The sequence below is a fragment of the Insolitispirillum peregrinum genome, from assembly GCF_900156605.1.
Taxonomy (GTDB): domain Bacteria; phylum Pseudomonadota; class Alphaproteobacteria; order Rhodospirillales; family Rhodospirillaceae; genus Insolitispirillum; species Insolitispirillum peregrinum.
Window position 1 is genome coordinate 1 of the sequence record NZ_FTOA01000017.1, and the last position, 6561, is coordinate 6561.

General features: G+C 63.4%; 6 protein-coding genes. 4 read left to right on the forward strand and 2 right to left on the reverse strand.

What is annotated here, in order from left to right; all coding sequences use genetic code 11:
- Nucleotides 1-116: 116 nt before the first annotated feature.
- Entirely contained in the window at nt 117-1292 is a 1176-nt protein-coding gene (locus BW995_RS20050) for an MFS transporter (RefSeq protein ID WP_076402216.1), read from the reverse strand.
- Nucleotides 1293-1443: 151 nt separating this feature from the next.
- On the opposite strand from BW995_RS20050, the gene BW995_RS20055 reads away from it, so the two are divergent.
- The 4 genes from BW995_RS20055 to BW995_RS20070 are packed head-to-tail and all read left to right on the forward strand — an operon-like array spanning nt 1444 to nt 5070.
- A complete protein-coding gene (locus BW995_RS20055) occupies nt 1444-2388 on the forward strand; it encodes a LysR family transcriptional regulator (protein ID WP_076402217.1) in 945 nt (314 codons plus the stop codon).
- 5 nt (nt 2389-2393) lie between these two features.
- Nucleotides 2394-3218, forward strand: a complete 825-nt coding sequence (locus BW995_RS20060) for a shikimate 5-dehydrogenase (RefSeq protein ID WP_076402218.1) — start codon at nt 2394-2396, stop codon at nt 3216-3218.
- A 12-nt stretch (nt 3219-3230) separates the two neighbouring features.
- Entirely contained in the window at nt 3231-3980 is a 750-nt protein-coding gene (locus BW995_RS20065; RefSeq protein ID WP_084195036.1) for an SDR family NAD(P)-dependent oxidoreductase, read from the forward strand.
- Nucleotides 3958-5070, forward strand: a complete 1113-nt coding sequence (locus tag BW995_RS20070; protein ID WP_084195037.1) for a 3-dehydroquinate synthase family protein — start codon at nt 3958-3960, stop codon at nt 5068-5070. The genes BW995_RS20065 and BW995_RS20070 overlap by 23 nt, the downstream gene beginning before the upstream one ends.
- Before the next feature lie 5 nt (nt 5071-5075).
- Here BW995_RS20070 and BW995_RS20075 read toward each other — a convergent pair whose 3' ends face one another.
- Nucleotides 5076-6221 (reverse strand): hypothetical protein, encoded by a 1146-nt coding sequence (locus tag BW995_RS20075; RefSeq protein WP_076402220.1) that lies wholly within the window; start codon nt 6219-6221, stop codon nt 5076-5078.
- Between the last annotated feature and the right edge of the window lie 340 nt (nt 6222-6561).

The window sequence follows — 6561 nt, forward strand, 5'->3', positions numbered from 1 at the left end:
CCGGCTCACGCCAGGGGGCTTTTTGCATTCCCGCACCCACTCCCGGGATCAAAGGGCCCTGCGGCCCTTTGCGGGCGCGGGCAGAGCCCGCATAAACTTCCTTCCTCCCCCTCTCATCAGCAAGCCTTTGCTACAGTCCTGTTGGCAAGACCACTACTGAGCAGCGTCAGGATGACGGCCCCTGCGACCATCAGTGCCCCGACCCACGGGGTAGCGGTCAGACCAAGGGGGGAGGCGACGACCAGCCCACCAATCCACGCGCCGAGGGCAATACCGAGATTGAACGCCGCGATATTGAGGGCAGAGGCAGTATCAACCGCTCCGGGACGGAACTGTTGTGCCTGTTTCACCACGTATAGCTGCAAGCCCGGTACGCTGGCAAACGACAGGAAGCCCAAGGCGGCAAGAGTCATCAGGGTTGGAATGATGGCATGCTGGGTCAGGCTGAACAGGGCCAGGATCACTGCCTGAGCGGAAAACAGCCAGGCCAGAGCCCGTACAGGATGGCGGTTGGCAAAAAAACCGCCTGACAGATTCCCGGCAGCAATGGCAACACCGTACAGAATCAGGATCAGGCTGACATCTGACGCGGCAAAGCCGGTAACGGTTTCCAGAATGGTTGCCAGATAGGTGAAGGCGACAAAGGTTCCGCCATAGCCCAGCGCGGTCATGCCGAACACCAGCAACAGGGGGCCAGACGTAAGGACACGCACCTGCGCTGTCAGGGAGGCAACCGGAGCCTTGTGCAGGCGGGACGGCAGCAACACCGCCAGTGCGATGCAGGCGATGGCCCCCAGCACGGCGACAGCGGCAAAGGTTGCCCGCCAGCCCCACTGTTGGCCGATCCAGGTTCCCAGCGGCACACCGGTGACAATCGCCACCGTCAACCCCATGAACATCAGGGCAATGGCCGAGGCCCGGCGGTTTTCCGGCACCAGATCGGCGGCAATGGTCGAGCCGAGGGAAAAGAATACGCCGTGGGCAAAGGCGGTCAGCACGCGGGCAAACAACAGCACCGGGTACGACGGGCTGATGGCGGCGAGACTGTTCCCGGCAATGAACAGAACCATCAGGGCGATCAGCAACGGCTTGCGGTTCAGTCGTCCGGTCAGGGCGGTGAGAACCGGTGCGCCAAAGGTCACGCCAAGGGCGTACACCGAAACGATCAGCCCGGCCAGTGGCAGGGTGATCTGCAAATCGCTGGCGACGGTGGGCAACAGGCCGACGATGACGAATTCGGTGGTTCCGATGGCATAGGCGGCGATGGTGAGGGCGTAGAGGGCAATAGGCATCAACAGTATGGTCCTTTTCCTGAGTGCCGGAGGCTGGTCACGGGATACCCGGGAAGGTGGAGGCTTTTGATCTGTGCCGGAAGATTGCTTTGATGAACAAGGCCTGTGCGCTAAATTCACAAATCCGGCAAGGCAACGGTATGGTCGCAGCATGGAAAACCGCAGTGGCGAGATGGCTGTCTTTTTGACGGTGGCCGAGACGGGCAGCTTTTCCGCCGCCGCCCGCAAGCTCGCCCTGACGCCGTCGGCGGTCAGCAAGGTAATTGGCCGTCTGGAAGATCGCCTGGGAGTCGCCCTGTTCGTGCGGTCAACGCGGACCATCCAGATGACACCCGAGGGTCTGACTTATCTGGAACGGGTCCGGCCCATTCTGGCCGATATCGAAGACGCCGAGCGGGCGGTTGCTTCGGGGGAAGGGATCGAGCCGCATGGGCGGTTGCGGGTCAGCGCATCGGTGGCCTTTGGCGAATGCTGTTTGTTGCCAGTGATCCCGGCCTTTCTGGAATGTTATCCACGGATTGAGCTGGACCTGTCGCTGACCGATACGGTGATTGATCTGGTCGAAGACCGGACGGATATTGCGGTCCGCTCCGGTGCTTTACGGGATTCGACCCTGAAGGCCCGCAAATTGCTGGAAACCAGACGGGTGGTTGTGGCGTCACCGGAGTATCTGGCGCGCCATGGACTACCGCAGCAGCCCCATGATCTGCTGTCCCATCGCTGTTTGCGGTTCAATTTCCGGCCAGCCCTCAATGACTGGCCCTTTCGGGATCCGGTGACCGGCGAGACCTTTCGCCTGCCGGTGACGGGTAACGCTTATGGCAACAATGGGGTGATCCTGCGCCAACTTGCCCTCAGCGGGGTTGGGCTGGCGCGTCTGGGGGCATTCCGGGTCGCCGATGATCTCGCCGCGGGACGCTTGCTGCCGGTGCTGGAGGCCTTTAACCCCGGTGATATCGAACAAATCCATGCCGTGTACGTCGCCCATGCCCATATGGCGTTGCGGGTCCGCGCATTTGTTGATTTCTTTGCCGCAACACTCCGGCACGGCCCGCCGTCGGGCTTTCTGTCCCCGTTTTCACAGCCAGCAGGATGAGTTCCATGCCGCACAAACCACCCCTTGGACCGCAAACCCGCCTGTGCATGTCGCTGGCGGCGCGTCCGGGAATTTTTGGTACCCGCTTCCATAATTACCTCTACGAGCGGTTGGGGCTGGATTTTGTCTACAAGGCCTTCACCACCACCGATTTGCCCGCAGCCATTGGCGGTGTGCGGGCGCTCGGCATCCGGGGCTGTGCCATTTCGATGCCGTTCAAGGAACAGGTGATCCCGTTGCTGGATGGTCTGGAAGACTCGGCAGCGGCGATTGACAGTGTCAATACGATTGTCAACGACGACGGGCGACTGACCGGATACAACACCGATTATACGGCGATTGTGCAGAGCCTTGACGATGCCGGGGTCTCCCCCGCCATGCCGTTCCTGCTGCGGGGATCGGGTGGAATGGCGAAGGCGGTGGCGGCGGCCTTGCGCCATCGTGGCCATCAGCAGGGCAGCATCATCGCCCGTAACGCTGCCGCTGGACAGGCCTTGGCCGGGCTGTATGGCTTTGACTGGCATCCCGACCTCACCGGACGAACCGCACCGCTGCTGATCAACGTCACGCCGCTGGGCATGGCAGGGCCGGATGCCGATGTGCTGGCCTTTCCGTCCGCACTGATTGCCGCAGCCGAGGTGGTGTTTGACGTGGTGGCCCTGCCGGTGGAAACGCCGCTGGTGGTGGCGGCACGGCAGGCGGGCAAGCGGTGCATTTCGGGGGCCGAGGTGGCGGTGCTGCAAGCCGTTGAACAGTTTGCCCTTTACACCGGAGTTCGCCCCTCTGCCGAGTTGATGGCCGAGGCCGCAGCCCATGCCCGGCAGGGATAACGGGGACACAGGATGATGAACTGGGATTTTAGCAACAAGGTTGTGCTTGTTACGGGAGCCTCGCGCGGGATCGGTCAGGGGATTGCCGAAGCCTTTCTGCACGCCGGAGCGGTGGTGCTGGCGACAGCGACCAGCGAAGCCCCGACGGCATGGATGGCTGACCGGATGGCTGCGGGCGAGCCTTTGCACTACATACAGGCCGACTTTTCGGCTCCCGGCTGGCAGGATGCCCTGATGGCGGCAATCGAGCGGCTGGGCGGGGTGGATGTCTGCATCAACAATGCCGGGATCAACAAGGTTGCCGATGTGCGCGAGGTCGATCCCGACGATTACCGGCGCATTCTGGAGGTCAATCTGGTCGCCCCGGCCCTGCTGACCGGGTTGGTTGCGCCGCTGATGATCCGGCGCGGTGGCGGGCGGATTGTGAATATCTCCTCGATCTTTGGTATTGGGTCGCGGGCCGGACGGATCAGTTATTCGTCCAGCAAGGCCGGGCTGCTGGGGCAAACGCGGGCGGCAGCACTCGATCTGGCTCCACACGGGGTGCTGGTCAACGCGGTGGCACCGGGCTTTGTGCGTACCGAACTGACCGAGCGGGTGCTGGGGGAACAGGGCATGGCCGATGCCGCCAGCCGCTTGCCGATGCGCCGACTGGCCGAAGTGGCTGACATCGTTCCGGCAGTGCTGTTCCTCGCCAGTGCGCAGAACAGCTATATTACCGGACAGGTTCTTGCCGTTGATGGGGGCTATCTTGCCGAATAATCAGGTTCTTCGCATTCAGGCCCAAAGCGGGGCCTATGAGGTGCATGTGCTGTCTGCCGGGGCCGGGCAACAGGCGGTGCTGGCCGAACGGCTGGGGCTGTGCTCGCTGTTCGTGATCGACCGGCTGGTGTGGGACCTGCATCGGGCAACCCTTGCTCCGCTGATCCCCGAGCAGGCGGTGATCTTTCAGGATGCGCTCGAAGAGCAGAAAACCGGCCCGCAGGCATTGGCGCTGTGTGAAGCCCTGCTGGAAAAGGGCATCCGGCGCGGCCATCGGGTGGGGGTGATCGGCGGCGGAATCATTCAGGATCTGGCGACCTTTGCCTGTTCCTCGCTGATGCGCGGGGTGGCGTGGAGCTTTTTCCCCTCGACGCTGCTGGCAATGGCTGACAGTTGCATTGGCGGCAAAAGCTCGCTGAACCTGAAAAGCTGGAAAAACATCCTCGGCAATTTTTATCCGCCGAAAGAAATTGTCATCTGGGCGGATTTCCTCGCCACCTTGCATGAACGCGATATCCGCAGTGGTCTGGCCGAAGTGATCAAGGTCCACACCCTGTCGGGCGTGGCAGCGATTGAACAGCTTGAGGTTGATTTCGCCGCCGGTATTCCGTCGATACAGGCGATGCCGGCGATCATCCATCGCGCCCTGTCGCTGAAGGCGCAGATCATTGAAGAGGATGAGTTCGATACCGGCATTCGCCTGACCATGAACTACGGCCATACCTTTGGGCACGCGCTGGAGGCCGCCTCGGACTTTGCCATTCCGCACGGGATTGCGGTTGGTTTCGGGGCAGACATGGCCAACCTTTATGCGATGGGGCAGGGGCGGATTGCGGCGGCGGACTATGACCGCCTGCGCGCCCTGACCGACTGCGTTAGCCCGCAAGCCGACTGGGTGAGTATCGACCCCGACCGCTATCTGGTGGCGCTGAAAAAAGACAAGAAAAACCGCGATGGGTCCTATGGCGTGGTGCTGCCGGGGCCGTTCGGGGGCATGGCGCTGTGCCATGAACCGATGGATGGCCCGCTGGAAGGCCATGTTCGGCGCTATCTGGCGGCTCGCAATGCCGGGGTGGTGCCGTCGGTGTAAATCTTTTACGCCTGATCATATCCGTCGTCGCCGTCATCCTGCATGTCGGCGGCGATGGACTGGGCCCGCGCCTTGTCGATCAGGCGGGCGATTTCTTCACCGCTGCGCTCGATCCAGTCGGTCAGCGCGGCCTGATCCATGGTTTCCACCGGCACCCCCTGTGCGCTGAGCGCCATCCCCTGCCGTTTGACCTCGTGCAGCCACAGGTCATAGCTGGAGGCCTCGGTGGGGGCCTGCGGTGCGGCAGGCGGGGGCGCAACGGGCGGCTCTGCAGGCCTTGCTGCGCGGGCGCGTTTGGCGGGCCAGCGGAACGGCGAGGTCAGAATCGAGGCGGTGGTGGCGGTGCAGGTCATGGCGATCAGCGCTGCCCAGGTGGGCATCGCTTCCGGCGTCCCGGGGATCAACCAGGCCCCGCACACCGGCATGATGATCGCCATCATGGCGGCACCCAGAGAAAAGGCGCTGTTGCGGCGGGGCAGGGCAAACGGATGGCGCAGCCAGCCGCGGGCGACGGTCGACTCGCTGTCATCGGAAGCAGGGGCTTCGGGAGCCGGTGGGGGCGGTGGTGATGCGGCGGCGGCAGTGGCAGTGGTCGGCGGTTGCGGCTGCCCACGGGCAGGCCAGCGGGTCAGGCGATAGCGGCGGACTTGTCCACGCAGGCGTCCCAGCGCGTCGGCGCGCAAAATGCTGTCGAGGGCACCAAGGCCCAGCCGTCCGGCCAACTGGCCGATCAGGTTTTCGTAATCACCTTTCAGGTGTTGCGCATCCCGCAGGGCGGTTTGCGGGCCGGGGCGAGCGGCGGCGGCATCAACCGCCGGTTCCAGCAGGCGACAGGCGACCAGCGCGTCCAGCAGGCTTTCGGCATGGTCGAGAATCGCGCTCAAGGCTTCGCGGATCAGGTCCGGGCTCGGGTCGGGGGTGGTTCCCAGCTGGTTCAGCGCCTGATGGATCGGGGAGGGCAGCATGGCGTTGTGGATGGCCCGCAGGTCGGCGGACAAATCATGCAGGCGGGCCGCCGTGCCCAGACCGCCCCCGCCCTGAGCGGCAGCCATCGGGGTTGGCGGCAGCGAGGATCCGCCGGGAATGGGCGACATCCCGCCGTTCATCTCGGCGGGGGTGCGCAACAACGGCGGACGGGCGGGAACCGGCATACCAAACCTCGACCTTCAACGATTCCAGGCCATCGGACCCGCCGCGACACCGAGCGACAGGCCCTTTCGGCCTGATGGTGCCGTTATACCAGCATTCTGTGGCGAGAAAACGGCAACCTGATCCAGATCATAGGTTTATGCGGGATTGCCTCCGGTTGAAAGGGCATTTTGTCAGGAAAAAGGGTGCCGGACGGGGGCGTGGGGGAAAATCCCCGATAATCCCCGGTTGGCAGGCACTTGCCTTGTAGACAGGCGCAAAATTTTTCGCACCCGGCGCATTAAAAACCGCAACGGCCCGCTTCGCAATAGGTGAGGCGGGCCGTTTTACGTGGCACATACG

Coding starts and splice junctions, on each gene's coding strand:
- BW995_RS20050 (WP_076402216.1), bottom strand. CDS start 1,292: ATGCCTATTGCCCTCTACGCCCTCACCATCGCCGCCTATGCCATCGGA.
- BW995_RS20055 (WP_076402217.1), top strand. CDS start 1,444: ATGGAAAACCGCAGTGGCGAGATGGCTGTCTTTTTGACGGTGGCCGAG.
- BW995_RS20060 (WP_076402218.1), top strand. CDS start 2,394: ATGCCGCACAAACCACCCCTTGGACCGCAAACCCGCCTGTGCATGTCG.
- BW995_RS20065 (WP_084195036.1), top strand. CDS start 3,231: ATGATGAACTGGGATTTTAGCAACAAGGTTGTGCTTGTTACGGGAGCC.
- BW995_RS20070 (WP_084195037.1), top strand. CDS start 3,958: ATGGGGGCTATCTTGCCGAATAATCAGGTTCTTCGCATTCAGGCCCAA.
- BW995_RS20075 (WP_076402220.1), bottom strand. CDS start 6,221: ATGCCGGTTCCCGCCCGTCCGCCGTTGTTGCGCACCCCCGCCGAGATG.